Origin of the sequence: Candidatus Methylomirabilis limnetica (assembly GCF_003044035.1) — a bacterium.
GTDB classification, from domain to species: Bacteria; Methylomirabilota; Methylomirabilia; order Methylomirabilales; family Methylomirabilaceae; genus Methylomirabilis; species Methylomirabilis limnetica.
The window spans coordinates 83,047-107,452 of sequence record NZ_NVQC01000015.1 but is presented as its reverse complement, the minus strand read 5'-3'; the positions used below and the strand labels follow the sequence as shown (position 1 = coordinate 107,452).

25 protein-coding genes are annotated in these 24,406 nt (G+C 58.4%); 10 read left to right on the top strand and 15 right to left on the bottom strand.

All coding sequences use genetic code 11. The features are described from left to right. The first annotated feature begins 117 nt into the window (after positions 1 to 117). The gene (locus tag CLG94_RS04170; protein ID WP_107561615.1) at positions 118 to 348 is read left to right on the top strand and encodes an AbrB/MazE/SpoVT family DNA-binding domain-containing protein; all 231 of its coding nucleotides are present in this window, start codon (positions 118 to 120) and stop codon (positions 346 to 348) included. After that, the gene (locus CLG94_RS04165) at positions 345 to 752 is read left to right on the top strand and encodes a type II toxin-antitoxin system VapC family toxin (protein ID WP_161954013.1); all 408 of its coding nucleotides are present in this window, start codon (positions 345 to 347) and stop codon (positions 750 to 752) included. The genes CLG94_RS04170 and CLG94_RS04165 overlap by 4 nt, the downstream gene beginning before the upstream one ends. Positions 753 to 767: 15 nt before the next feature. Here the strand turns inward: CLG94_RS04165 and glmS are convergent, their stop codons facing one another. The 14 genes from glmS to CLG94_RS13955 form a co-directional block, all read right to left on the bottom strand. Continuing rightward, the gene (gene glmS, locus CLG94_RS04160; protein WP_107561613.1) at positions 768 to 2,603 is read right to left on the bottom strand and encodes a glutamine--fructose-6-phosphate transaminase (isomerizing); all 1,836 of its coding nucleotides are present in this window, start codon (positions 2,601 to 2,603) and stop codon (positions 768 to 770) included. Between the two features lie 4 nt (positions 2,604 to 2,607). Further along, positions 2,608 to 3,996, bottom strand: a complete 1,389-nt coding sequence (gene glmU / locus CLG94_RS04155) for a bifunctional UDP-N-acetylglucosamine diphosphorylase/glucosamine-1-phosphate N-acetyltransferase GlmU (RefSeq protein ID WP_107561612.1) — start codon at positions 3,994 to 3,996, stop codon at positions 2,608 to 2,610. A gap of 299 nt (positions 3,997 to 4,295) precedes the next feature. Then, positions 4,296 to 5,702, bottom strand: coding sequence for a bifunctional folylpolyglutamate synthase/dihydrofolate synthase (locus tag CLG94_RS04150; RefSeq protein ID WP_107561611.1), 1,407 nt, complete (start codon positions 5,700 to 5,702; stop codon positions 4,296 to 4,298). An 86-nt stretch (positions 5,703 to 5,788) separates the two neighbouring features. Then, positions 5,789 to 6,547, bottom strand: a complete 759-nt coding sequence (locus CLG94_RS04145; protein WP_107561610.1) for a formylglycine-generating enzyme family protein — start codon at positions 6,545 to 6,547, stop codon at positions 5,789 to 5,791. Positions 6,548 to 6,623: 76 nt separating this feature from the next. Further along, entirely contained in the window at positions 6,624 to 7,106 is a 483-nt protein-coding gene (locus CLG94_RS04140; RefSeq protein WP_107561609.1) for a DoxX family membrane protein, read from the bottom strand. A gap of 24 nt (positions 7,107 to 7,130) precedes the next feature. Next, positions 7,131 to 7,373 (bottom strand): hypothetical protein, encoded by a 243-nt coding sequence (locus CLG94_RS04135; protein ID WP_107561608.1) that lies wholly within the window; start codon positions 7,371 to 7,373, stop codon positions 7,131 to 7,133. A gap of 40 nt (positions 7,374 to 7,413) precedes the next feature. Further along, entirely contained in the window at positions 7,414 to 8,022 is a 609-nt protein-coding gene (locus CLG94_RS04130; RefSeq protein ID WP_107561607.1) for a peroxiredoxin, read from the bottom strand. A gap of 288 nt (positions 8,023 to 8,310) precedes the next feature. Then, on the bottom strand, positions 8,311 to 9,795 hold the full coding sequence (locus CLG94_RS04125) for a coiled-coil domain-containing protein (RefSeq protein ID WP_107561606.1): 1,485 nt from the start codon (positions 9,793 to 9,795) through the stop codon (positions 8,311 to 8,313). A 121-nt stretch (positions 9,796 to 9,916) separates the two neighbouring features. Beyond that, positions 9,917 to 10,303, bottom strand: coding sequence for a hypothetical protein (locus CLG94_RS04120; protein ID WP_107561605.1), 387 nt, complete (start codon positions 10,301 to 10,303; stop codon positions 9,917 to 9,919). A gap of 642 nt (positions 10,304 to 10,945) precedes the next feature. Then, the gene (locus CLG94_RS04115) at positions 10,946 to 11,263 is read right to left on the bottom strand and encodes a helix-turn-helix domain-containing protein (protein ID WP_193450629.1); all 318 of its coding nucleotides are present in this window, start codon (positions 11,261 to 11,263) and stop codon (positions 10,946 to 10,948) included. Between the two features lie 9 nt (positions 11,264 to 11,272). After that, positions 11,273 to 11,404, bottom strand: coding sequence for a type II toxin-antitoxin system RelE family toxin (locus CLG94_RS13960; protein WP_133174632.1), 132 nt, complete (start codon positions 11,402 to 11,404; stop codon positions 11,273 to 11,275). Positions 11,405 to 11,616: 212 nt separating this feature from the next. Further along, on the bottom strand, positions 11,617 to 11,988 hold the full coding sequence (locus tag CLG94_RS04105) for a DUF2784 domain-containing protein (RefSeq protein WP_107561603.1): 372 nt from the start codon (positions 11,986 to 11,988) through the stop codon (positions 11,617 to 11,619). Between the two features lie 240 nt (positions 11,989 to 12,228). After that, positions 12,229 to 12,552 (bottom strand): type II toxin-antitoxin system HicB family antitoxin, encoded by a 324-nt coding sequence (locus CLG94_RS04100; RefSeq protein WP_107561602.1) that lies wholly within the window; start codon positions 12,550 to 12,552, stop codon positions 12,229 to 12,231. Further along, positions 12,539 to 12,802 carry a toxin HicA gene (locus tag CLG94_RS13955; protein WP_107561601.1) on the bottom strand — a complete coding sequence of 88 codons (264 nt, stop codon included), beginning with the start codon at positions 12,800 to 12,802 and terminating at the stop codon, positions 12,539 to 12,541. Before CLG94_RS13955 ends, CLG94_RS04100 begins: the two co-directional genes overlap by 14 nt. Positions 12,803 to 13,200: 398 nt before the next feature. Here CLG94_RS13955 and leuS point away from each other — a divergent pair, with 398 nt between their 5' ends. The 3 genes from leuS to holA are packed head-to-tail and all read left to right on the top strand — an operon-like array spanning position 13,201 to position 17,302. Then, positions 13,201 to 15,792 carry a leucine--tRNA ligase gene (gene leuS, locus CLG94_RS04090; RefSeq protein WP_107561600.1) on the top strand — a complete coding sequence of 864 codons (2,592 nt, stop codon included), beginning with the start codon at positions 13,201 to 13,203 and terminating at the stop codon, positions 15,790 to 15,792. Continuing rightward, positions 15,792 to 16,298 carry an LptE family protein gene (lptE, locus tag CLG94_RS04085; RefSeq protein ID WP_107561599.1) on the top strand — a complete coding sequence of 169 codons (507 nt, stop codon included), beginning with the start codon at positions 15,792 to 15,794 and terminating at the stop codon, positions 16,296 to 16,298. Before leuS ends, lptE begins: the two co-directional genes overlap by 1 nt. Continuing rightward, entirely contained in the window at positions 16,298 to 17,302 is a 1,005-nt protein-coding gene (holA, locus tag CLG94_RS04080; RefSeq protein WP_107561598.1) for a DNA polymerase III subunit delta, read from the top strand. Before lptE ends, holA begins: the two co-directional genes overlap by 1 nt. A 3-nt stretch (positions 17,303 to 17,305) precedes the next feature. Here the strand turns inward: holA and rpsT are convergent, their stop codons facing one another. Next, positions 17,306 to 17,578 carry a 30S ribosomal protein S20 gene (rpsT, locus tag CLG94_RS04075; protein WP_107561597.1) on the bottom strand — a complete coding sequence of 91 codons (273 nt, stop codon included), beginning with the start codon at positions 17,576 to 17,578 and terminating at the stop codon, positions 17,306 to 17,308. Between the two features lie 105 nt (positions 17,579 to 17,683). On the opposite strand from rpsT, the gene murJ reads away from it, so the two are divergent. From murJ to metF, 5 genes are all read left to right on the top strand, one after another. Further along, positions 17,684 to 19,255 carry a murein biosynthesis integral membrane protein MurJ gene (gene murJ / locus CLG94_RS04070; RefSeq protein ID WP_161954012.1) on the top strand — a complete coding sequence of 524 codons (1,572 nt, stop codon included), beginning with the start codon at positions 17,684 to 17,686 and terminating at the stop codon, positions 19,253 to 19,255. Between the two features lie 313 nt (positions 19,256 to 19,568). After that, positions 19,569 to 21,311 carry a biosynthetic-type acetolactate synthase large subunit gene (ilvB, locus tag CLG94_RS04065; protein ID WP_107561595.1) on the top strand — a complete coding sequence of 581 codons (1,743 nt, stop codon included), beginning with the start codon at positions 19,569 to 19,571 and terminating at the stop codon, positions 21,309 to 21,311. Continuing rightward, the gene (ilvN, locus tag CLG94_RS04060; protein WP_107561594.1) at positions 21,308 to 21,895 is read left to right on the top strand and encodes an acetolactate synthase small subunit; all 588 of its coding nucleotides are present in this window, start codon (positions 21,308 to 21,310) and stop codon (positions 21,893 to 21,895) included. The genes ilvB and ilvN overlap by 4 nt, the downstream gene beginning before the upstream one ends. Before the next feature lie 22 nt (positions 21,896 to 21,917). Then, positions 21,918 to 22,922: a ketol-acid reductoisomerase gene (ilvC, locus tag CLG94_RS04055; RefSeq protein WP_107561593.1), complete on the top strand. Its 1,005-nt coding sequence runs from the start codon at positions 21,918 to 21,920 to the stop codon at positions 22,920 to 22,922. Positions 22,923 to 23,338: 416 nt separating this feature from the next. Next, positions 23,339 to 24,211 carry a methylenetetrahydrofolate reductase [NAD(P)H] gene (metF, locus tag CLG94_RS04050; RefSeq protein WP_107561592.1) on the top strand — a complete coding sequence of 291 codons (873 nt, stop codon included), beginning with the start codon at positions 23,339 to 23,341 and terminating at the stop codon, positions 24,209 to 24,211. Positions 24,212 to 24,406: the final 195 nt, after the last annotated feature.

Here is a 24,406-nt window from a genome sequence, read left to right as displayed (position 1 = left end):
AGTAGTCAACGCATCAAATATGAGTATACTACCGCTATAATGTAGGAATACTATTATATTGACTAACTATATTAGAGATGGTATCCGTATATTGAAAGTATTCCCAAAGGAGGTTCCATGGATAAGGCGGTTGTCACGGTCAAGGGTCAAGTGGTGATCCCGTCGAGGCTTCGGCGGAGGTTTGGCATCAAAAAGGGAACGCAGGTGTACCTTTACGAACGGGAGGGAGAAATCGTTCTCAAGCCGATCACTGACGAATATATCCGGACGATGGCAGGGATGACCGGCACCAAGGGCAGGCTCCTGAAAGCGTTGATGGCGGAAAAGGCAAAGGAGCGGGAGCTGTGAGGGCGGCCCTTCGGGTGTTAGATTCGTACAGTCTTATCGCCTATCTGGAGGGTGAGGCTGGGGCAGAGAGGATGATTGAACTGTTCCGGGTCGCAAGGGATTCCGGACGCGATCTTCTCCTCTCAGTGATCAACTGGGGTGAGGTGTACTACATCACGCTGAGAGAGGCGGGACGCGAGCGGGCCGAGGAGGTGGCTCACCTTATTTCGACGTTGCCGATCGAGGTTATTCCTGCCGATCTGGATTTGACTAGGCAGGCGGCCGAATTCAAGTCCAGCAAGAAAATGTCTTACGCCGACTGTTTCGCCGCAGCCTTGGCAAAACTCAAGAAGGCGGAACTCGTGACAGGGGATAAGGAGTTCAGACAAGTAGAGGGGGAACTGAAGATTCTGTGGTTAGCATAGTCTTTCAACTCGCGCCTACTCGACCGTTACGCTCTTGGCGAGGTTGCGGGGCTGGTCCACGTCACACCCCTTCCGTACGGCGATATGGTAGGCGAGGAGTTGCAGGGGGACGACAAGGAGTAGGGGCATCAGGTGAGGGGAGGTGTGAGGGATGTTGACCAAATGGTCGGCCTTGGCCATCAGGCGGGAATCGGTCTCGTCGGAGAGGGCGATGACGATCCCGTTACGCGTTTTCACTTCCTCGATATTGCCCAACACCTTCTCGAAGGTCCTATCCTTTGGCGCGAGAAAGACTACTGGCATCTCTTCAGTAATCATGGCGATGGGTCCGTGTTTCATCTCGCCGGCCGGATACCCCTCGGCGTGGATATAGGAGATCTCCTTGAGCTTCAGGGCCCCCTCCAGCGCGATGGGGTAGTTGATGCCGCGGCCAAGGTAGAGGAAATCCGAGGCGGTGTAGAAGTGCCCAGCCAGTTCTTCCAGCGCGGGCCCGAGGGAGAGTACCTGCTCCATCTGCTGTGGCAGGCGGACCAGCTCACTGAGTAATTCCTGGGATCTCGTTCCATCGAGGCACCCTCTGGCTCGACCTAGGGCCAATGCCAGCAGGTAGAGAGCGGCGAGTTGGGAGGTGAAAGCCTTAGTCGAGGCGACGCCGATCTCCGGGCCGGCGTGGGTGTACAGGACGCCATCGCTTTCGCGGCTGAGCGTAGAGCCGACCACGTTGCAGATGGCGAGGGACTTACAGCCGTGGCGACGGGTTTCGCGCAGGGAGACCAGGGTATCCAGCGTTTCACCGGACTGACTGATTGTGACGACCAGCGTCCGCTCATTCAGGATCGGGTTGCGGTATCGGAACTCGGAGCCATAGTCCACCTCGACCGGAATACGCGCCAGATCCTCGATGAGGAATTTGCCGACCAGCCCGGCATGCCAGGAGGTCCCGCAGGCGACGAGGACGATCCGATCGATCGTCGGCAGCGTGCTGCGGAGTGACTCCAGCCCTTCGAGGTAGATCTGTCCACTCTCCAACGAGAAGCAACCATGGATAGTGTCACGGATGGCTCTGGGCTGCTCGTAGATCTCCTTCAGCATGAAGTGCTCGTATCCGCTCTTCTCGGCCATGATGGGGGTCCAGAGGATCTTCTGGATCTTTTTCTCCACCGGCTCCCCTGTCAAGGTTGTGACGTTGACACCGTCATGGGAGAGGACCACTATCTCTTCGTCGTCCAAAAACAGGACATCGCGGGTGTGGGAAAGTATGGCGGTGACGTCGGAGGCGATGAAGAACTCCCCGTCACCAAGCCCCACGACCAGTGGGCTGCCATTCCTGGCCGCCACCAGTCTGCGCGGATCGCTCTTCCAGAGAACCCCAAGCGCGTAGGCCCCAACGACGCTGGTTAGCGCTCGGCGTACGGCAACCTCTAAGTCTCCCGTTTCCTGAAGTTGCGCCTCGATCAGGTGGGCGACCACCTCGGTGTCGGTATCGGACGTGAAGCGGTGTCCCTCCTGCTGGAGCTTTTCTTTCAGGGCAAGGTAGTTCTCGATAATGCCGTTGTGGACGACGACTAGGTCGCCTGTACAATCGCTGTGGGGATGCGCGTTCGCTTCTGTGGGCCGGCCGTGTGTGGCCCAGCGCGTGTGGCCAAGACCAACCTCTCCTGAGAGGTCACGACCCCACAGGGCGTTCTCCAGCTCCTTGATCTTCCCCACGCTGCGATACAGGGCGATCCGGTCCTGTTGGATGATGGCCAGGCCGGCCGAGTCGTAGCCCCGATACTCCAGCCGCTTGAGCCCCTCCAGGAGGATCGGGACGACCTTCTTGTGTCCGACATACCCCACGATTCCGCACATCGCTCTACCCCTTCTGCTGCTTAGACCGAAATACCGCAGCGAAGCCGGTCTTATTGATCTGCCGTGCCCGGCCCAACGCCAGCGCATCGGCCGGTACGTCCTCTGTGATGGTCGATCCGGCAGCAATGATGGCGCCGCGGCCCACCGAAACCGGCGCCACGAGGCTCGCGTTGCTGCCCACAAACACGTCGTCTTCGATGACGGTCTGGTGCTTGGTGACGCCGTCATAGTTACAAGTAATCGTCCCGGCGCCGATGTTGACCCGCTCCCCGATACTGGTGTCGCCGATGTAGCTCAAGTGTGGGACCTTGGACCCTTCGCCGATGATCGACTTCTTAACCTCCACGAAGTTTCCAATCTTGGCCCGGTGGTGAAGCTGAGTGTGGGGCCTTAGGTGTGCGTAGGGTCCGATCTGGCACCCATCACCGATCTGGCTCTCTTGGATAATGCATCCATCAAGGATAACAGTGCCATCGCCCACCGTCGAATTGCGGATCCGGCAGCCTGAGTAGATCGTTGTCCCCTCCCCGATCACGGTTTGCCCTTCGAGGGTGACGTTGGGATAGAGGATCGAATCGGGACTGATCCTGACATACGGGCCTATGTAGGTACGCTCGGGGTCGAGCAGGGTGACCCCCTCGGTGAGCAGTCGCATGGCGGTCTTTCGCCAAAGAAGACGATGGATCTCAGCCAGCTCGGCGCGGGTGTTGACCCCTCGCACCTCGTCGGGATCGAGCACTCGGCAAGCCTGCACGCCCCCGTCGCGATCCCGCAACAGCGCGATGGCGTCAGGGAGATAGAGTTCACCCTTGACAGCGGAAGGACGGATCGTCTGGAGGGCCTTAAAAAGCGCGGGTGCGGCAAAGCAATAGACTCCGGCGTTGATTTCGTGGATTTGCCGCTCCTGCGGCGTAGCCTCCAGCTCCTCGACGATCCGCAGGAGTTCCCCTGTAGCGGATCGCACAATCCGTCCGTAGCCGGTTGGCTCAGCCACCTCAGCCGTGAGCACGGTGGCCAGCGCACGGGCCTCGCGGTGCGCCAGCAGGAGGCCGTCGAGGGTTGCTGAGGTGAGGAGGGGCGTATCCCCCGATACGACCAACAGATCGCCATCGAAGTCAGCAAGGGCCTCTTGGGCTTGGAGTAAGGCGTGAGCTGTACCTCGCCGTTTCGGTTGGCAAACGAATTCGACGGCTTTGCCAGCCAGGGCCTCTCTTACTCTGTCGGCTTGGTAGCCGACGATCACGAGCGTTCGCTTTGCCAGGAAAGGGCGGCACGCTTCGACGACGTAGGCGATCATCGGCAGGCCGGCCACCTGGTGTGCCACCTTCGGGAGCTTCGAGCGCATCCTGCTACCCTGGCCGGCAGCCAGGATGACCGTGCAGAGATCGTTCACGTGCAGACACACCTCCTCGGACGCGTCTATTGCGTGCGGCGTCTGCCGCGTCGTTGCGTCTAACCCGAAGATCGAGACTCAAAACCCGAAACTCTAATTTGGGCTATGGGTCACAGTCTCCGTGATGCTACCACACCTTCCGATGGCCGCAAAATCGATTGCGCGGACTCAGGGATAGAGATTGACATCGCAGCCGGGTCGTTTGCCTGTCATTGCGAGCACCCGAAGGGTGCGCGGCAATCTTGGTGCAGAACGGCGAGATTGCTTCGCTGCGCTCGCAATGACGGGGGGATGGCGCCTCACGTCTGCCTCCCCTGTACCTCGAGTGCGCGCAGGGCCGCCGAGACGACGAAGAGGGAGCCTGTGACGACAACGGCATCCTCTGGATCGGTCACTGTCTTGGCCAGTGCGATCGCCTCGGCCACATCCTCCAGGATCTCGATCTTAGGACAGAAGCGTTCGGCCTCCGGCAGACGGCGCGGATCGGCGGCACGCTCACTCTCCGGACGGGTGAGGATCACCCGCTTTGCCAGTGGCCCCAACTCTTGCAGCATCGCGATCCAGTTCTTATCCTGCAGCACGCCGAACACCAGGGTCAAGCGACCGGCAAACCCTTGCTCCTCGAGAAAAGCCCGTAGTGCGATCGCGCCTGCCGGGTTGTGGGCGCCATCCAGGATTACAAGGGGGCGGCCGGGGAAAATCTGGAGACGGCCAGGCCATTGTGCCTGGCGTAACCCTTCGCGGATTGAACCCTCCGAAATGACGGCGCCAGCGGTCCGGAGGAGTCGGGCCGCTGCAAGAGCAGCGACCGCGTTGATGACCTGATGCCTGCCGAGAAGGGGGATGTCGAAGGTTTCGGTGGGCTGCCCCTTTTCGCCCAAGCTGAATCGCTGACCGGAGAGATCTGACCGGTGAACCCGCCAGTCGTATGAGTTCCGGACATCGAAAAGGGTCGCGCCCCGCTTTCGACAGGCGTCGGTAATGACGGCCAGGGCTTCGGGGGCATCGACGGCAGTGACGACCCGCGTTCCCTCCTTGACGATTCCTGCCTTCTCTGCGGCGATCGCTCCTAGCGTCTTTCCAAGATACTCCTCATGCTCCAAGGCGATATTGGTGATGACCGCTACCTGGGCGTCGATGACGTTAGTGGCATCGAACCGCCCCCCCATCCCTACTTCCACCACCGCGTAGTCCACCTTGCTGCGAACGAAGTGCATGAAGGCAAGGGCGGTCGCGACTTCGAAAAAGGTGGGGTGCGTAGGGGCGCTGCTTGCTGCGCCCGGTGCGTGGCGAAATCCCCCCGTGCCCCCCTTTTGTAAAGGGGGGGTGGGGGGTTTTGGCGTTCCGGATGCCGGGTGTAGGGTGTAGGGTGTCGGAAAGAACTCAGCGATGACGTGACGAAGTTCATTGGTGAGGGCGACGACGTCGGCCTCCGCGATGGCCTGACCGTCTACCTGAATCCGCTCCGTGAACTCCAGGAGATGCGGTGAGGTGTAGAGCCCGACCCGATATCCGGCAGTCTTCAGGATCGACGCGAGAAAGGCAGCGGTAGACCCTTTGCCGTTAGTCCCCCCGATTAGAATGGACGGAAACCGACGGTGCGGATCTCCAACCGCCCCAAGAAGCCGCTGGATATTCTCGAGATCCAGCTTCACGCCGTAACGCTGGAGCCCATAGAGATAGGCAATCGCCTGGGGATAGGTCACAACGTACCTACAGGGGCCACTGAGTTACAGTCATCCAGCAACTGATCAATCATCTGAGATGACATGACGAGCTCCAGCAGAGATCGCTACTTGGCGCAGCGGAACCCAAGGTCGTTGAAGCGGCGATAGACGTGGCCGCTGGCGGTCCGCCGGGTCGTCCGCGCATGCCACTCTGGAGTGTACCACCCCCCACCTCGCTCGACCCTGCTGCCTCTGACGGTGGGGTCTTCGCGTCCGTCACCGGGATCATAGGGATAGGGCTTGTAGAGTGACGATGTCCACTCCCAGACATTGCCGGCCATATCCATCACCCCGTAAGGGGAGGCCCCTTTTGGGTAGCTCCCCACAGAGGTGGCGGACCCGACCGAGTATCCGACGTTGGCCCGTTCAGCCTCGAAGGTATTGCCCCATGGATAACGTCGGCCATCGGTGCCGCGGGCAGCCCTTTCCCACTCCGCCTCAGTCGGCAGGCGCTTGCCGACCCATCGGCAGTACGCCACCGCCGCCTGATAACTGATGATGGTTGCCGGCAGGCTGGCCTTGGTGGAATCATCGTATCCTCGGTTGGGCGGCCGGGTGCAGGCACCCGCCTCGATGCAGGGCAGGTAGCGGCCGTTCGTCACCTCGAATTTGTCAATGGAGAAGGGCCCCACGAAGACCTTTGAGGTCGGCTTCTCATTGTCATCGGCCTCTGGATCATTGGAGCCCATGAGGAACTCGCCTGCCGGGATGGCCAGCATCTCGACATTATCCTGAACAGGCGCCGCCATCTGGGCACTCGTCAGCCCGTAAGTGATGGTGAGGAATAGGAGTGCAGCCCCTGTAACGAGAGCCGTTCGCTTCATCTGCGATTCCTCCTGTGCAAAGCGGGCGCAGCAAGCGGCGCCCCTACGTTAGTGCTCCCGGGTTCCCTTCGATGACCTACCAGAGCGGGGAGTGTGGATAGCGCCGAGCCAACCAGCGATCGAATCCAAACGAGCGACCGGCCCGCGTGAGGAAGACCACCAGCAGACCGGCCATAAACGCCTGGTCCGAGGTGGTGGCTGGCGACCCGCCCCCCTTGGCCAGAAAGAAACTGAGCGTCATGAAGATCCCCGCCAGCGCAGCCGGACGCGTCAAGAACCCAAGCAGGAGCGCCAGGCCGGCCAGGATCATCCCCCAGGTGACCAGTTCGGCAAAGAGCTGATGATGGGGAATTGCCACGCCGGTCAGGAACGGCTTATACCAGCCAAACGCCCCGGTGGTCTTGGTCGTGAGCCACTTCTCCAGCGCGTCTGAACCGGTAAAGCCGCCGGTCAACTTCCCGACGCCATCCAGGAAAAAGTAGTAGCCAAAAAAGATGCGTAGGAGTGCGACCTGCCAGAGCTTCGTTTCTGTCTGCCAGTTGCCCAGTAGTTTGGTCACCGATGCTCCTGATGAGTGTCCACGCTACAGCTTCTCGACCTCAAAGACTCGGATGTTATCCTCCTCACGCGTTGAGAGGATTTTCAGGCCGACGTCGGTCAGCAACGATACGAAAATCGCGGCCGCAAACGGGAATGGACCGGCGTCAAACGCAAATTCCACTCGCTCGCCGGGCTGAAGCTCCTCGGCATGAATCTGAAAGACGCGCTTTAAGTAGGTGATGATATCCGCGCTACACGCGGGAGCCCGAACAACAATGCGCCGCATCGGCATGTCCTCTACCCCGATCGGGGATCGGAGGCCGCCGCTAGATCTTTTTCCGCGTCAGGTACCAACGTTCGGCTCCTGCCTTGGCACGCTTGTCAGCCTCATCAATCGTTTGTGGCGGGGGAACGATCACATCCTGGCCGGGCTGCCAGTCGACCGGGCAGGCGACCCCGTACTTGTCGACGGTCTGTAGCGCCTTCAGGCTCCGCAGGATCTCATCGATGTTTCGCCCGAAGGGGATCGGATAGTACATGGCGAAGCGGAGGATCCCCTCGGGGTCGATGAAGAAGACACCGCGTACGGTGAGGCCGAGCTCTGGGTTGATCAGGTCGTAGAGGTTGGCCACGACCTTATCGGGATCGGCGACCACCGGGAAATCGAATTTGACCTTGGCCGACTCCTCCATGTGGCGGAGCCACTCGATGTGTGAGTAGATACTATCCACGCTCAGGCCGATCACCTCGCAGTCCAGGTCCTTGAATTCCTTGTGTCGCTTGGCGAACTGAATGAACTCCGTCGTACAGACCGGCGTAAAGTCGGCAGGGTGAGCAAAGAATAGGACCCACTTGCCGCGGAACTGGGACAGGGCGATGGGACCCTTGGTAGTATTGGCGGTGAATTCCGGCGCCTTCGATCCGATCTTGACCATGTGACCTCCTTTGAGGCTTAGTTTATAGCGTTGTCAGCACCGAGCCTTGCCTTCCTCGTTCCAATCGGCCTAACTGTCGTCTACTCAGAGTTATTGATTCAGTACTATTGTAGTCCATAGTTCGCCCTGAGCGAACAACGATTTTCTGATCGCTCTCAGAACATCCCGTTCACCTGACGCAGCCATCGGAAGAGCCAAGCTGAGGCATCCTAGCGGGCAACCCAAGACGCCTGGCGCATACCCCATCTTTGCAGTCTCTTCAGTATACGCGATCCCCCGTCAGCGTCGCTAATCTTCGTGAGCTGAGTGGGTGCCGTAGAGGAACTCGACACCCAACCAGACGGAATGAGCGTCCTGGTGTTGCAGGTGATCTGCCCGGTCGTAGTTATACTGCAAGCGAATCCGGGAGAACTCAGATGGATGCCAGGCCAGTAGGGGCGAGAGGCGATGCCGATCGTCGCGGAAGGGGTCGGCCCCTCTACCATCATAGGCAAGCACGCTCGCCCCGCTGCCGGTAGCAAACTCGTAGCGTAGCCCGGCAGCCCACCCGTAGGAGAACCCGTACAGCGCCTGGGTGTAGAACCCCCAGTCCCGTAAGGTCTTGCGCGGCAGGTCGGTTACCCCGTTAGAGAAACGATCGGCCACATAATCTCGACCCATCACCTCCGACTGCCAGAGAAAGAACGGCCAGTCGCGGAAACTGGTGACAGGGCGCCACGTCAGCTTGAGGTCGGCGCCATAGATGCGTGTGTGTCCGTCTGGACCGGAGGCGTTGGGACCAAAGAGTCCTGAGAGACCGGACTTAGTCGTGATCGTGTCGCTGACGTTCCAGGAGTTCACCCAACGGGTAAGATACGTGAGATCCTTTAGACTCCTGACGTCACGATTGACAAACGGGCGCCCACCGATCGGCCGCTCCTCGAAGAACTCCTCGTTCGCCAAGAAGCTCGACATGGTCTCGCCGTTAGCGTTTTGGACCCCTACTTGGAACTCGGAGAACCAGGGCAGAGGTGCCAGCCAGCCCAATCTAACGCCTGGCGCGCGCATCCCGTCAGGACCGAAGAGCCTGGTATTGATAACCGGTTCATCCAGCCAGTGCCACTGATGGGGATGCTGGGGGTTGATCTGACCGAACTCGGTAAAAAAATGTCCTCCTTTGATCTGCAGGCCGTAGGGGAGCGCCTGCGTGGTGAAGAATGCCTCCTCCAACTCGACACGAGTGTCCCCAACGATAGGGTCGATGAGATAGGTGATATAGGCCTCGCCCGTAAGGTACGGGTCCACGGCACCCTTCAATGACAGTTCAACGTTCTGAGCTGTAAAGCCGCGCTTACGGGGGTCGTGGTCGCCACCCTCGAGATTGCCAAGGGAAGCGTCGCGCTCAGTTGAGGATCCGGCGGCGAAGAGCGCATTCAGCGAGATGTCGATCAAACGGAATGTGGTTCCGCCGGCCTGACGGGCGAAGAGATCGGTTGTCACGGATACCGGTGCCGGCGCCTCTATTTCCTTCAACGCTTTCTCGATTGCCAATTCAGGGGTTACGGGTTTCTCCGCTGCTGGTAATTGAGATCGCATCGCTTCAACCTGACGCTGGAGATCCTCCAGCTTCCCCTGCTTCTCGACGTCACGCCGGCGAAGCTCTTCAACCTCCTTCTTTAGGGCCTCCAGCTCTGGGTTCTTGACCTGTGCCCACGCAGCTCCAGTTCCGATAATCAGTGCAGCCAAGCACATCAGCGTAATCAGTCCAAGCCGTTTGGTGGAGAGGGTAAGCATCGATTGTTCCTCCTCAAAAGACGACAGCACTAGCCGGGGCCGGACCACCCCGTACGAAAAGGCAACCGAGAAGGTAGGGGTAGTGCGAGCTTACCGACCGCAGGTCAGAACGATTCGGATGCTAGGAGAAAACAGGCGGGGCGCGGCTGTGAAAAGATCCGAGGTCTGTGACGTAGCGAACTGTAACGAATTGGGGAATGCGGAAGAGTGAGCCGAGGAAGAATTGCGGCAGGAGAGCGAAGAGGATGCCGGTCGCGACGACTTGGTGCCAGAAATGAATCGGGCAAGGCCCGTTCGCCTCTGGCCGAGGCTCGTCTGCGGACTGATGAGGATCAGCAGTCTGGCTCGAGTCGGGGACGAGCAGCCGAAGAAGCCCACCGAGTGAGTCGGCATCCCCGTGATCGTGGGGGTCAGGGACCAGCAGCAAGAAGCCGAAGGCCAGGACCACAAGGGCCGCAGTGACCCGACTGCTGCTCCACCTTCTTTGGATTCGCTCGCAGCCTTGCACCAGACTCCCCTCAGTCGTGAGCGACGACAAAACGGATTGCCTCTGCAAACAGACGATAGTCGCGGGGGTCCACTGGACCCGTTTCAGTAAGGCGGGGGCACGCAGCAGAAAATTCTTAGAAGGGGCGTCGTTAAATTGACTGCTGCGTCACTCATGGCTAACGAATATAGATGATTATTCCTACTCCGGCAAGTCCTTTGATGCTTGAAAGCCTCCCCTTCCCCATCCCCTAAACCCACCAGAGACTCCGTTCGCACTGAGGAGGCGCGGGCGTTTTGCGCCGTCTCGAAGTGCAGCTTCCGTTCTACATCTGGTCGGCTCCCCCCAGTCCGCTTTGAATACTGTGGAGTAACTTTACCAGATCAGACGGCTGAGTTTAACGAAAATGGGGGTTTTCTACAGCCTCAACGGCGAGCAGAACCGGCGCGGCGAAGCCGTGTCCGAGCTGATGCCCTAATTATCAGCCGATGCAGGCAAACCTAAACAAATGGTCGCTGTCCCGAATGGCGCTAGTTTAAGCTGTCGCCGCACAATAGCTGTTCCGGTTTAGTCAATGTTTTCGCCTGTTTCTTTCATGCAAATAATCCTTAAGCTAGCGCCATTCGTCGCTGTCCCTATTTACTATTTAGGTTTTGCCTGTGCTCAACTCGGGGCCTTCCAGTCCTCCGGAAGTCCACAGGCCTTCAGTACGGCCTTGGCGTAGGGCCAGCCCGTCTTGACCGTGCCGTTCTCGGCCCCGCTCACCATCGCTTGGGATTTCCTCAGCTTCTTGGCAAGCTCAGCTTGAGTCAGTCCGGCGGCCTCGCGGGCCTTACGGAGATCGCGACCAATGCTTTCGCGCACGCTCTGACGGGCGGGAGAAAGGGCCTCGGGCGCGGCCTTGCCCAACAGGCGAAGCCATTCCGCCTTGGGCACTACCACAAACTCCACATTGTCGATCATCAGCGTTCCGACGGTCATGATGTCCTCCTACTCCTCGTACACTTCGCTGCGGTGTTGGATGCGAACCACCAGCACATCGTTTTCAATCCTGAAGATCACACGCCAGTCACCCATGCGGATGCGGGTATGGCCCGTCCACTCGTGCTTCAGCCATTTCACCCCGGAAACCTGGGGCCAGGACTCTAGGCGTTACAGGACATCATCCAGCAGGTATTTCATCCGGATTGGGAGCCGTTCTTTGTCAGCTTCGGCTTCAGGCGAAAGGCGGACTTCAATCATGTCTTAATAATAGGCTGGTATCAGCCTGTTGTCAAAAGCTTTGCGCGCCCCTCGCCGTCTGTAGTGGACGCGGCTCGCGTTCCATTTCCATGTTAGACGTTACCGCTTGTACGGCGGCGCCACAAGCGCCTGTATGTCGCCGCGTTGAGGATCAGAACCAGCGTCCCGAGAACCACCTGCACCGGCCGGGTCAGGTTCTGCGGGTAGAGGACTGGCAGCAGATAGTGCTCGATGAAGCCGCCCGCGTACCCCGCCTGGCCACCCAGTTGGCGGAACCGAATCTCAAGAGGGGTGAGCGGGCAGACCCACCCGGCGAACTCGATGAGCGCGCCCCAGAGCGCGCAGGGAATATGAATCCAGGCTAGCCGTGGCCAACGCAGCACCAGGAGGGCGCCCAAGACTACAAACCCGACAAAGGAAAGGTGCAGGAGTACCAAAAGGTTTGCGATCAGCAAGTACGGCATCTCTGGTTCACCCTTGGCCTGTGAGCCTCAAGCGGCAACCGGCTAAGGCGGGGCTGAGCCGCCGCGAAGCGGTCGGTTTCGTGCCCCTGGTTCTCCCGGAGCGGAGGGAAGGGAAGGAGCACTGGAGCAATGACAAAACAACCATCATGCGAATAGAGGAGCTTAATCCGAGAAGAATGAAACGGTCATCATCGCCGGAATGGTCCGGATCTTGAATCATAAAGCTCGCTCGGTGGTAGTTCACTGACTTAATTTTGCACTGGCAAGCCGATTCAGACTGACGCCAAACTCAGCGGCCTGGATGGCCAGTTTCTGATGAACCTGAGGTGGAACCCGCACCATGAATTTGCCGCTGAAATGGCGGGACGATATCGGTTCGGGGATGGCCTCACCCTTTTTATGCATATCCCTCATGACATCGTCAACCACTTTACGAATGCCTTTTAGGGCTGATTCCGGCGTTCTTGCCAGCCAACTAAGACTGGGAAATTCAGCACAGAGACCAACATGCTCGTTGTCGTCATCAGACCATGTTACCCGGTAGGTAAATTTATCTTTTTTCATGGGTATGATCTACCTCCAATCTTTCTGTTGCCAGAAGAACCTGTTTAACCTGATATGTTTTGGCTTTCCCCTTATCATTTTGAATATTTATCATTGGATCGCCTTGCCACGGGGTTTTATAAATTCGATGACTGCTCCCTCCCTGGCGAGGTTCGCCAAAATAATGGTCGCACACTCTGCATAAATCGCTGAATCGTACATCCCGTGGATTCCGACGTATATGGCTGAGTGCGTCTTCTATTGTACTCATGTTTCTATAGTATCATTAGTGGTATCATCGTCAAAGGCTATTTGCGATGGCGGCTATGGGGAAGGGATGAAGGGCCGGTTAATCGAGTAGAGCCAGCTTTGCATCTGGACTACTCTTAGCATACTCACGGTTTAGCCGTTGGCCTCGCGCCACGGACGTTGATGCTCATGGGCTTGTTCCGCAGGCGCATGAGGCATTGCTTCGCGCTTGCGCAATCTGAGGGCCTATGTTACGTTTTCAGCCGATCTCAGCCGAGTTGTCGGGTTACGCTACGCTAACCCGACCTACGGCTAACCCCCCTTTGGCAAAGGGGGGAGACCCGATGCGGGATTTCGCAAAAGGGGGAATACGGGGGACTTGTCCGAGGCTGACGGCTGAACACTTTTTCTGAGGAATCAATGGCGCGGGGCTACGACTTTAAGACGATTGAAGCGAAGTGGCAGCGGGTGTGGGAGGAGAGTGGCGCCTTCGCGGCTACGGAAGAGTCCGGGAAGCGCAAGTTCTATCTCCTGGAGATGTTCCCATATCCGTCCGGCAGGATCCACATGGGCCACGTGCGTAACTATGCGATCGGCGACGTGCTGGCCCGGTTTCTGCGGATGCGGGGGTACAATGTGTTGCACCCGATGGGCTGGGACTCCTTCGGTCTGCCGGCAGAGAACGCAGCCATCGAGCACCGCACGCACCCGGCCAAGTGGACCCGCGACAATATCGCCTACATGCGAACCCAACTTAAATGGATGGGGTTCTCCTACGATTGGCAGCGTGAGATCACGTGTAGCGATCCAGGCTACTATAGGTGGGGACAGTGGCTCTTCCTGAAGCTTTATGAGAAGGGGCTGGTCTACAAGAAGTCGTCTACCGTCAACTGGTGTGAGTCCTGCCAGACCGTTCTGGCCAATGAGCAGGTGGAGGGTGGGCTCTGCTGGCGGGACGGGACGTCCGTTGTGCAGAAGGAGCTACCGGGATGGTTCTTCAGGATCACCGCGTACGCTGAAGAGCTGCTGAGTAGCTTAGATGAGCTGCACGGATGGCCTGAGCCGGTCAAGGTGATGCAGCGCAACTGGATCGGCAAGAGCGTCGGGGCGGAGGTGCGCTTCTCGCTCGTCGAGCGAGAAGAGGCGTTGACGATCTTCACCACCCGTCAGGACACGCTCTTCGGGGCAACCTTCATGGTCCTGGCCCCGGAGCACCCGCTTGCTCTCAGCCTCTCGAAAGGCACGCCGCAGGAGCAGCAGGTCAGGGCATTCGTCGACCGGATGAAGCTGGAAGACAGGACGCAGCGAGCGGTAGCCGACACAAAGAAGGAGGGGGTGTTCACAGGCGCCTACGCCATCAATCCGCTCACGCATGAGCGGATTCCCGTTTGGATCGGCAACTTCGTCCTGCTGGAGTACGGCACCGGCGCCATTATGGCGGTGCCGAGCAACGACCAGCGAGACTTTGAGTTCGCGAAGCAGTACGGTCTGCCGATCCGCCTGGCTGTGAGGCCCATCGATATCGATCTGGATGAGACCACCATGCAGCAGGCGCACGAGGGGCAGGGCGTACTGGTGAACTCCGGCCCGTTCACGGGCCTGGGCAGTGAGCAGGCGCGCGAGGCGATCGCGGACTTCCTGGAGCGGGAGGGGATCGGGAAGCGAACGGTGAACTACCGGATCCGCGACTGGGGGATCTCACGGCAGCGCTATTGGGGCAACCCGATCCCGATCATCTACTGTCATGGGTGCGGAGTAGTCCCGGTCCCGTACCAGGAGTTGCCGGTCATCCTGCCTCAGGATGTTGAGGTCACGATGAAGGGGGGCTCCCCGCTCCAGAAGGTCGCCACGTTTGCCCACGTTGCATGTCCACGTTGCGGCGGTCCCGCCAGGCGGGAGATGGATACGATGGACACCTTTGTCGATTCGTCCTGGTATTTCCTCCGGTTCACCAGTCCGGAGGCCGAGGATGGACCGGTTACGCCTGCTCGTGTCAACTACTGGATGCCGGTGGATCAGTATATCGGAGGGATCGAGCACGCGGTTCTCCACCTGTTGTACGCCCGCTTCTTCACCAAAGCGGTCCGCGACCTGGGCCTCATCGCTGTCGATGAGCCATTCAGGAGGTTGTTGACGCAGGGGATGGTGTGCAAGGAAACCTACAAGTGCCCGGAGCATGGGTTCCGGCTGCCGGAGGAGGTGGATACCGATCGCGCCTGCAAGGCATGCGGCCGTCCGATCGAGATTGGACGGATCGAGAAGATGTCGAAATCGAAAAAGAACGTGATCGATCCCGAGGATCTTTTGGCGCGGTACGGGGCCGATACGGCCAGACTGTTTTGCCTGTTCGCCGCCCCGCCGGAAAGAGATCTGGAGTGGTCTGACCAGGGGGTAGAGGGATCGTTCCGCTTTCTGAGCAAAATCGTCCGCCTAGTTGAGGACCAGGAGGCGCTCCTCAAACAACCTTCCACGCCAATACCCTTCCCCAGGCTCGTTGCCGGTCGCGCCTTGTACCGAAAGGCCCAGCAGACGGTCAAACGTGTCACAGAGGATATCGAGGAGGAGTTTCACTTTAATACGGCCATCAGCGCCCTTATGGAGCTTGCCAACGAGATGGGCCGCTTCGAGCTGGTGGGCCCTGCGGATGAAGCTGATGAGCGGCGTTTCGCTTACAGCTATGCCGTCGAGACCCTTCTGCTGCTCCTGTCGCCCTTTGCGCCGCATCTGTGTGAGGAACTGTGGGAACGACTTGGTCGTAACGGAAGCATCTTTCGCGCGACATGGCCGACCTACGACCCGTCCGTCATCACGGCAGAGGAGATTGTGATGGTCATCCAGGTAGACGGAAAGGTCCGTAGCCGACTCTTCCTGCCTGCGGGCGCCGACGACAGCGCCATGCGTGAGGCAGCCCTCGCGGACGAGCGGGTCAAGGTGTGGCTGGAGGACAGACCGATTAAGAAGGTGGTCGTGGTGCCGAAGAAGCTGGTGAATATTGTGACTGGAGGAGTCTGATGAGGGCGATCATTTGTATAGCGGTAGTCCTGGCGCTGGCTGGATGCGGCTATCGGCCACTGGGGTCTGGGGAGGTCAGCGCTCTTCAGTCCTCCGTCAGGACGATCAGTATCGGGACCCTCAAAAATAAAACTCTTCGTCCCACCGTTCTATCAGCCCTGAGAGATGCGCTGATCCGGAGGCTTAAGGCCGAAGGCCGGATCCGCGTCGTGGAGGAGGGCGCCGACGCTCTTCTGGAAGGGGCCATTGAAGGGTTTGCCGAAGAGCCGCTTGCCTTCAGCTCCTCAGACCAGGCCAAGCGCCTACGGACGAGCATCTCGTTCTCCTTTACGGTGAAACATCGGCTGGAGGATAAGGTGCTCCTCCGAGACGGCGTTACAGGTGTGGCCTACTACTTTACGGGGTCAGGGGTCACTTCTACCAGGGCGGCCGAGGATGAGGCAACGCTTCGGGCGGTGGCGGATCTCGCCGACCAGGTGGTGAGTAGGGTGCTGGACGGGGTGTGATGGGACGCTTAGTCAAGACAGGCCACTCGGTTGCCGAACAGGTCCGCAGAGGGGAGGTTGCGCTCGTCTACTGTCTTTACGGGGAGGATGAGTACCGCCGGGAACAGGCACTTAACCAACTCCTTGATGCATTGCTGACGGAGAGCGAGAGAGACCTCAATCTCGACCAGATTCGGCCAGGGGAGGCAGGGACACAGTCGATCCTGGGGAGCGCTCGGACGTTACCGTTTCTGGGGCCGCGTCGGGTTGTCCTGGTCCGAGGTGTCGATGAGCTTTCGAAGGCGCAGCAGGAGGAGTTGCTCGCCTATCTGAACGATCCCTCTCCTACAAGCTGCCTGGTGCTGGCGGGGAGGAGCCTTGACCTCAGAACCCGATTGGCGGCGGCGATTCAAAAGAAAGGGATGGTCCTCCACTTTGATCACATGAAGGCTGATTCGTTGAAGGAAGCGCTGGTGGCAGCAGCCAAGGAGCGGGGCGTGCGGTTGCAGCCAGACGCGATCAGTCTGCTCATTGACCTGGTGGGTGACGATCTTCGCCAGTTGATTTATGCCGTGGAAAAGCTCGCGCTGTTCGGTGGGGAGGGCGTGGAGATACTGCCGCAACATATCGAAGCCATGGTTGGTGAGACCCGGGTACGAACGATCTTCCAACTGACCGATACCGTATCGGGAAGAGACCTGGATGGGGCGCTTCGCAGTCTCACGAGTCTTTTAGATGCCGGCGAAGAGCCCTTGAAAATCCTCGGGATGCTGGCCCGCCAGATCCGCCTGCTATTTCAGGCAAAAGCACTACGGGAGCAGGGGACCCCGGTGAGCAGGATGACCATCGGCCGCCTACCGCCTCGCGTCGTCGCGACCCTGGCGGAACAAGGCGCCTCGCGTTCCTGGGGGCAGTTAACGGGCGCCCTCCAGTCGATCTCACGAGCCGACATGGCCATCAAGTCGGGCAGATCTGCAGCCCCTATGGTCTTGAGTGGACTGGTCTGGAGCCTCTGCAGAACGTGAGCCCTACGACGCAGACGGGAGGGCCTGGAGCTGGAGAGCGAGTCTTGACTTATAGCGAGCCGCAGCGTTCTTGTGGATGAAGCCTTTGCTGGCGGCCCTATCAATTAACGGCACGGCAAGTAGGTATGCCTTCTGCGCAGCATCCCGATCACGCTCTTCTATCCCCACTCGCACCTTCTTGATGACTGTCCTTAAGCTACTCTTCGCTGCGCGATTGCGCAATCGTCGCTTCTGGCTTTGCCTCATGTGCTTCTGCGCTGACTTGATTATTGGCATCGTTCCGCTTCTCCTTTATGGCGTATCGTGTCCCCCCGGTACACGGGAGGGTAAACCGCGCTACTCATTACAATGGAGCGGCACTCACTTGTCAAGGAATTTCTGATGGAACAGGAACGTCCGGGGAAGATCGTACGAGCTGCCGGCGTGGTGAGCGGGGCCACCCTGTTAAGCCGTATCCTTGGTTTTGTCCGCGATCTGATCATTGCCAGGACGTTCGGCGCCGGAACCGCAACCGACGCCTTCTTTGCTGCCTTCCGCCTCCCAAACATGTTACGCGAGCTACTTGGGGAGGGGGCCCTCTCGGCGGCGTTCATCCCGGTCTTCACCGAAGCGTTCACCAAGCGTGGACGCGAGAGTGCCTGGCGGCTGGCATGGACCATCTTGACACTACTGGCACTGCTCCTCGTATTGATCTCCATCGCCGGCATTTTACTCGCGCCGTGGTTGGTCCGGCTCATCGCCCCCGGATTCCAATCCATCCCGGAAAAACTTCATCTTGCCATTTATCTCACCCGGTTGATGTTTCCGTATATCCTGTTCATCGGGGTAGCGGCGCTCTTCATGGGGATTCTCAATTCGCAGGGTCACTTCGCCACCCCGGCGCTGTCGCCCAGCATACTGAACATCGCCATGATCGGGTGCGCCCTTTTTCTGACACCCTATGTAGATCCGCCGATCATGGCACTCGCAATCGGCGTCCTGATCGGAGGTGTCGGCCAACTCCTGGTCCAAATTCCAGTGGTGTGGAGACGTGGGATGGGCGCCCACCGGGGTTTCGATCTCAGCGATCCTGCTGTTGGGCGTATCACACGTCTCATGACGCCAGGGGTCGCAGGGCTGGCCGTTACGCAGGTCAATGTTTTTGTCGGCACCTTGCTCGCTTCGCTGATGGGTGAGGGGGGGATCTCGATCCTTTACTACGCCTTTCGACTGATCCAGCTTCCGATCGGTGTTTTCGGTGTGGCAATTGCCACAGCGGCGTTCCCCGCCATGGCCAGGCAGGCGGCAAGCCGTTCCCTTGGGGAGGTTGGAGCCACTGTGGCCTACGCGATCCGTCTTGTTCTCTTCGTCACACTACCAGCTATGGTAGGCCTGATGGTGTTCAGGATCCCGATTGTCCAACTCCTCTTTGAGCGGGGCGCATTTGATCGGACTGTGACCCTGGCCACCGCTGAGGTCGTGTTGTTCTACGCCTTCGGCCTTGGGGCCTATGTGTCGAACCGCATCCTAGTTCCAGCTTTCTACTCGCTTCAGGATACGGCGACGCCGGTCAAGATCGGCATGGTGGCCGTCATGGTCAACATTGCATCTTCTCTTCTGCTGATGCGCCCAATGGGACTTGTAGGCCTGGCTTTGGCGACAAGCCTCTCATCCTTCGTGAACCTGGGTCTGTTACTGATTGTCCTACGGCGGCGACTGGGGCAGCTCCCCGGATTAAGCTTTCGCTCGCTCGCGCCGCTAGGCGGGGCCGCCGTAGCAATGGCTCTGATCGCCGTATCGCTTGTCCACTTCCGTGATCCGGTGACGGTTGAACCGGTGCTTCGTCGCGCTGGGTTGCTCACGTTCGAGCTTGTGGCAAGTTTTACCGTATTCCTCGCTGCGGCAGCCTGCATGGGTTCTGAGGAGCTGAAAGGCTTACTGCAGTGGTTCATTGGCTGGAGGCGACGGGTCTGATGGGATACCCCGTATGGGTAACCATTCAGTGGGAGGGGGGAAATCATTAAATAAAATGTGGTATGTTTTTATAAAATCCCCCTTAATCCCCCTTTTTCAAAGGGGGAAACGGGTAGTCCCCCTCTTTGGAAAAGAGGGGCTAGGGGAGATTTTCCACCCGTAACTGAATGGTTACCGGTATGGGAAGATTTGCATTGACGCTAAGAGGGGGACGTGCTAGATAAATTGGTAAGTTACCAATCGATGCTGAGCCAATTCGGCGTCTCGAAAGAGCTGTAAGTTTACGGGGTCAGGGGTACGAGGAGATACGGTCATGAAATTAACGGGGTCGGAGATATTGCTGAGGAGCCTGGTCGAGGAGGGCGTTGACACTATCTTCGGCATGCCGGGCGGCACGATCATGCATACCTATGACGTGATGACCGATAGCGCCGTAGCCCCAAAGATCCGTCATATCCTCTGCCGCCATGAGCAGGGCGCAACGCACGCCGCGGAAGGTTACTATAAGGCCAGCGGCAAGGTGGGGACTGTCATGGTGACCTCTGGACCGGGGGCCTGCAATACCGTTACAGGCCTGACTGACGCCCTGCTGGATTCAATGGCCATCGTAGTCTTTACTGGTCAAGTGCCTACGACGGCCATGGGCTGCGACGCCTTTCAAGAGGCGGATGTTGTTGGGACCACGCGCACCTGCACCAAGCATAACTTTCTTGCCCTCAAGACCGAAGATATCCCCCGGATCGTGAAGGAAGCGTACCATATCGCTCGCTCCGGTCGACCTGGGCCGGTGCTGGTTGACCTTCCAAGAAACGTCCTTATGGGACGCGCGGAGTATCGCGGCCATCCGCAAGAGCTGAACATCCGCGGGTACAAGCCGACAACGCAAGGCCATGCGGGCCAGATTAAGCGGGCTGTTGAGTTACTGAAAACCGCTAACCGACCGCTCATCTATGGCGGGGGCGGGATCATTCACGCCGACGCGTACGAAGAGCTTCGTGAGCTCGTCGACATGACCCAGATCCCGGTTGCGCTCACGCTCATGGGTTTAGGCGCGTTCAATACATCCAATCCGCGATGGCTCGGCATGGTGGGGATGCACGGAACCTACTGGTCGAACATGGCGATGATTCACTGCGATCTGATGATCGCTATCGGGTCACGATTCGATGACCGCGTGACAGGGAAACTGTCCGAGTTCGGCAAACAATGCAAGATCATCCACATCGACATCGATCCTACCTCGATCAGGAAAACTGTGCATGTGGATGTCCCGATTGTGGGCGATGTCAAGCAAGTGCTCGTTGAGCTTAATAAAGAAGTATGTCAAGTCGAACGGAACTGGGCCGGCCACTTTGAGGAGTGGTATGCCCAGATCGCGGAATGGAAGGCAAAACACCCGCTGCGGTACGGCCCTATGCAGGACATAATCAAACCGCAGTATGCCATCGACATGGTCTTTGAGGTCAGTGAGGAGATGAACCCGATCATCTCAACTGGCGTCGGCCAGCACCAGATGTGGGCGGCACAGCGCTATCGAGGTCGAAAACCTCGTCGATGGCTGTCCTCCGGCGGTCTTGGGACGATGGGCTATGGATTCCCGGCGGCCATGGGCGCCCAGGCGGCTTTCCCCAAAGATCTTGTGATTTGCATCGATGGCGACGGGAGCTTTCAGATGACCAATCAGGATCTTATTACCTGCGTTGAGAATAACCTGCCAGTCAAGGTAGTGATTATCAACAACGGCTATCTCGGAATGGTACGGCAGTGGCAGGATCTCTTTTACAACAAGCGATATTCCCAGGTGGACCTGACGATCCAGCCGGACTTCGTGAAGCTCGCAGATGCATATGGGGTGGTCGGACTTCGCGCCAAGCGGCCGGACGAGGTGAGGCCGGTCCTGGAGAAGGCCTTTGCCACGCCAGGCCCGGTCATCGTTGATGTGGTCACAGAGCGTGAAGAAAATTGCTTTCCTATGATTCCACCAGGCGGGGCGATCAAGGAGATCATAGACTACGGTGATCCGATTCCTGAGAAGCTGTTTCAGGGTTTGAGATGAGCGACAAAGCCAGGAAGACACCGAAAGAGGTTGGGGCGCGTCATATCATCACCCTGCTCGTCGAGAACCGTGCAGGAGTCCTGGCTCGTATTGCCGCCCTTATTGCCGCCAAAGGGTACAACATCGACAGCCTCACCGTTGGGGAGACCATGGATCCATCCATCTCTCGGATGAGCCTTGTGGTGAGGGGGGACGACTCGGTGGTGGAACAGGCGGTCAAGCAGCTCAATCGGCTTATTGACGTGATCCGTGTCACCGACCTGACTGGTGAGGAGTTTGTCGAACGGGAGCTTGTGCTTGTGAAGGTGAAAGCCAAATCGGAGGCAAAAGCTGAAATTCTCCAGATCGCCGATATCTTTCGGGCCAAGGTGGTCGATGTGGCTCCCTTTTCGTACATGGTTGAGCTAACCGGCGCCGAGGATAAGTTGAACGCCTTTATTGAACTCCTCAGGCCGTACGGTATTCAGGAGTTCGCGAGAACCGGTATGACGGTTATGACCAGAGGCAGCAAGATGCTCAGCAAACAGACAGAAGAGACGGTGAAGGGGCCGGACACCAAGAAGGTCGTTGGGCTCGCCGAGTAGGGGAGAGGGGTGTGGAGGGCATATGACTAAGCTGTACTACGACCAGGATGCTGATCTGAATCTGCTCAAAGGGAAGGCAATTGCCATCATGGGGTATGGAAGTCAGGGCCATGCCCATGCGCTCAACTTTAAAGATAGTGGTCTCGACGTGATCGTCGGCCTCTACCGGGAGAGCAAATCGTGGGACAAGGTCAAGTCTGATGGGCTGAAGGTCGCCACCTGTGAGGAAGCAGCCTTAAGCGCAGATGTCATCATGATGCTGCTGCCTGACCAAACCCAGCGACAGGTCTACCAGGAGTCAATCGAGAGAGCGCTCACACCAGGGAAGACCTTGATGTTTGCCCATGGCTTCAACGTACACTTCCATCAAATCCTTCCTCCGCCAACTGTGGATGTATCGATGATCGCGCCCAAGGCGCCGGGACATCTTGTGCGGCAGGTCTTTACGGAAGGGGGCGGCGTTCCGGCGCTGCTGGCTATCCACCAGGACGTGTCGGGGAACGCGAAGGCAATGGCCTTGGCCTATGCCAAAGGGATCGGATGTACGAGGGCCGGCGTACTCGAGACAACCTTTCGCGAGGAGACTGAAACTGACTTGTTCGGCGAACAGGCCGTCTTGTGCGGAGGGGCCTCTGCCCTGGTCAAGGCCGGATTTGAGACACTGGTAAATGCCGGCTACCAGCCTGAGCTGGCCTTCTTCGAATGCATGCATGAGCTGAAGCTGATCGTTGACCTCATGTACCAGGGAGGCTTGGCGTACATGCGCTATTCGATCAGCGATACGGCGGAATACGGGGACTATAGCCGCGGTCCCCGCGTCGTTGACGAGCGTGTCAAGGCCGAGATGAGAAAGATACTTGAAGAGATCCAGAGTGGCGCCTTTGCCAGAGAGTGGATCCTCGAAAACCAGGCCGGTCGGCCAAGCTTCCTGGCGATACGCAAGCAGGAGGCGGAGCATCCGATCGAGAAGGTTGGTAAGGATCTGCGGTCCATGATGACCTGGATCAAGGGACCGGGGACACATTAAGCAGCAGTCTCAATGGAGCCAGGGTATACGGATCACGACGCTCAGGTCAGCGCATTAATGAACTACCCCGCGGCAAGCCGCGGGGTGTCGTCTTCTGTTCTGGCCCGTCATTCCGTGCTTGACAAGCCTGCCCCGGACTTGATACGGGGGAATCCAGTCTGGGCCTCTGGATACCGGCTTCCGCCGGTATGACGAACGCGCGGCAAGCCGCGGGGAATGAACCCCCAGTAGATTCAAACAACCGATAGGCTGCGATACAATAGGCCCTCGCAGATGGGCGGACAGAGGCGAGGGCCTTTGTCTATAGCGTCCCATGGCAATCAAGGGCCCTCCTGTACGGTGTTGGCTGCTGTTGGACTTCTGCTCGCGTACGCGCTTGAAGGCAGACAGTGGTATAGGAGTAGTGGCTGAGACGAATGAAGATTGTCGACGTGTACGGCACAGGCAAGGTTGGACTTTCCTTCGAGATATTCCCCCCCAAGACTGAGGCCGGGGAGATCCTGTTGTTCGCCGCCATCGAGGCCCTGATGGCGTACCGCCCCTCGTTTGTGTCATGCACCTATGGCGCCGTAGGATCGACTCGCGAAAATACCCTGGAGCTGACTGCCAGGATCAGCAAGACATTTGGCGTGACCACAGCAGCTCACCGGACCTGTGTGGGATCGACCATAGAGGAGATTCTGCGCTGGTTGGAGGAGGCTGCCGATCTGGGTCTTGAGAACATCGTCGCATTGCGCGGCGATCCTCCAAAGGGGCAGGCAGAGTTTGAAAAGCCAGAGGGTGGGTTGGCGTATGCCAATGAACTGGTAACGCTGATTCGGCAAGAGTTTCGCCATTTTAGCATTGCTGTCGCCGGCTACCCCGAGACGCATCAGGAGGCGCCAAGCCCTGCGGTCGATTTGGCGAACCTGGCGCGAAAGGTGAAAGCGGGCGCCGACGCCGTCATCACGCAGCTCTTTTATGACAATCGCGATTTCTTCGACTTTCGCAGGCGTTACGAAGAGGCCGGAATTGCAGTGCCTCTCATTCCAGGTATCCTGCCGGTCCTCAACTTGGGCCAGGTTCAGCGTATTACATCCATGTGTGGGGCCAAGATGCCGGCCTCATTTCTTACCGAGCTGGAGGCGCATCGAGATGATCCTGATGGACAGATCGGCGTGGGGGTACGATACGCCATCCAGCAATGTCGAGAACTACTTGACGCAGGTATCCCCGGCCTGCACTTTTACCTCCTCAATAAATCTGAAGCCACCTTCCAGATCCTGCAGGCATTAAAGCTGTCCGGGTAACAGGTAAATAGGCTGAAGGCTGAAGGCTTTGTAACTAATCAGGCGTTTAGACTGAAGGCTGAAGACTGAAGGTTCTAAATTATCTCGCAAGGCACGAATCGAGCTATTCAAGACCTTTTCGGAGTTTTGTCTGATCACGCATGACTTACCCCTAAAAGCCTTCAGCCTTCAGCCTATCTACCTGAGTAGTTACAA